2 protein-coding genes are annotated in these 1901 nt (G+C 66.2%); both read right to left on the bottom strand.

Translation table 11 applies throughout. The annotated features are described in order from the left end of the window. Window positions 1-94: 94 nt before the first annotated feature. On the bottom strand, window positions 95-982 hold the full coding sequence (locus ACFWEJ_RS28560) for a carbohydrate ABC transporter permease (RefSeq protein ID WP_377232534.1): 888 nt from the start codon (window positions 980-982) through the stop codon (window positions 95-97). After that, window positions 979-1881: a carbohydrate ABC transporter permease gene (locus ACFWEJ_RS28555; protein ID WP_377232533.1), complete on the bottom strand. Its 903-nt coding sequence runs from the start codon at window positions 1879-1881 to the stop codon at window positions 979-981. Before ACFWEJ_RS28555 ends, ACFWEJ_RS28560 begins: the two co-directional genes overlap by 4 nt. Window positions 1882-1901: the final 20 nt, after the last annotated feature.

Raw genomic sequence — 1901 nt, 5'->3', positions numbered from 1 at the left:
CCGGGGCCCCCCCCCCCCCCCCTCCCCTCCTCTCCTTACCCCTCCACCGCCCCCCGGCCCCCCCCCCCCCCCCCCCACGTCCGGGGTCGTGGGGTCAGCCCTTGACCGAGCCCGACATCAGGCCGCCGACGAAGTACTTGCCGAGGATGATGTAGACCAGCAGGGTCGGCAGCGACGCGAACAGGGCGCCGGCCATCGAGACGCCGTAGTTCTGCAGCAGCGCGCCGTTGGCGAGGTTGTTCAGCGCCACGGTGACGGGGCCGTTCTGGGACGACGAGAAGAACACCGCGAACAGGAAGTCGTTCCACGCGGAGGTGAACTGCCAGATGAGCACCACGACGAAGCTGGGGATCGAGATCGGCAGCACGATCGACCAGTAGGTGCGCAGCATGCCCGCGCCGTCGACGCGCCCGGCCTCGATGAGCTCGTGCGGGACGGTCTGGTAGTAGTTCCGGAAGATCAGCGTGGTGATCGGGATGCCGTAGACCACGTGCAGCAGGATCAGCGTGGGCACACCCGTGGGTATCCCGAGGTTCAGCACGAGCTGGGTCAGGGGGATCATCACGGCCTGGTACGGGATGAACATCCCGAACAGGATCAGCGTGAAGACGATGTCCGCACCCTTGAAGCTCCAGCGCGAGAGCACAAACCCGTTCAGCGAGCCGAGGAACGCCGAGATGATCGAGCTCGGCACGACGATCGCCAGCGTGCGCCCGATCGCGGGCGCGAGCGTGGTCCACGCCATCGCCCAGTTGTCCATGGTCCAGATCTGGGGCAGGTTCCAGGCGCGGCTCGGGTCGGCGTCGCCGGTGCCCTTGAAGCTGGTCACCAGCAGCACGTACACCGGGATCAGGACGACGATCAGGAAGAAGATCAGGCCCACGTACTTCAGCGTGCGCGCGAGCGAGTACCGGCCCTTGTGCACGCGGGGCGCGACGGGCGCCGGGCGGTGCGCGGTGAGCTGTTCGGCTTCGGCGGTCATCGCTTCTCCTCACGGTTCGTGCGGATCAGGTAGGGCACGATGACGATCGCGACGATGATCAGCAGGATCGAGCCGACGGCGGCGGCGTTCGCGTAGTCGAAGCTCGACTTGAACACGAACATGTCGACGGCGGGGACCTTGGTCTGGTAGTTCGCCGGCTTGGAGATCGACATGATGAGGTCGAACGCCTTGAGCGACATGTGGCCGATGATGATCAGCGCGGACAGCGCGACGGGGGAGAGCTGCGGGAACAGGACGTGCCGGTAGAGCTTCCACTCGGAGGCGCCGTCCATCCTGGCGGCCTCGCGCAGCTCCTCGGGGATGCCGCGGAACCCGGCGAGGAACAGCGCCATCACGTAGCCCGAGAGCTGCCAGATCGCGGGGATGGCGATGGCGATGATGCCGAAGGTGACGTTGTTCCACCAGTTGTTCTGCAGCGCGTCCAGCCCGACGATCTGGAACAGGCGGTTCAGGCCGGAGGCCTGCTCGCCCTGGTTGGAGTTGAGCAGCCAGCGCCACACCACGCCCGAGGCGACGAACGAGACCGCCATGGGGAAGAGGTAGACCGAGCGGAACAGTCCCTCGCCCTTGACGGGCTTCTCGAGCATCCAGGCCCACAGGAAGCCCATGATCATGGTGCCGACCAGGAACACGACCGTGTACAGCACGAGGTTCATCAGCGAGTGCTGGAAGTCCTCGCTGGCCAGTAGGTCGAGGTAGTTGGTGAACCACACGAAGACGGCCGGCTTCTGCCCGGTGGCCTGCGCCGCCGTGTGGTTGTCCGTCAGGGACGTGGTGAAGTTGGCGACGATCAGCCCGTAGACGAAGACGCCGACGAGGATCAGGGACGGGGCGAGCATGAGCAGCGGTGGCCCGACTCGCCGCAGTTTGTTCAGCATGTAGGTACCTCGGAGGAGTG

Origin of the sequence: Promicromonospora sp. NPDC060204 (assembly GCF_042728455.1) — a bacterium.
Lineage (GTDB): Bacteria > Actinomycetota > Actinomycetes > Actinomycetales > Cellulomonadaceae > Promicromonospora.
This window is presented reverse-complemented; position numbering and strand designations above follow the sequence as displayed.

Coding starts and splice junctions, on each gene's coding strand:
- ACFWEJ_RS28560 (WP_377232534.1), bottom strand. CDS start 982: ATGACCGCCGAAGCCGAACAGCTCACCGCGCACCGCCCGGCGCCCGTC.
- ACFWEJ_RS28555 (WP_377232533.1), bottom strand. CDS start 1,881: ATGCTGAACAAACTGCGGCGAGTCGGGCCACCGCTGCTCATGCTCGCC.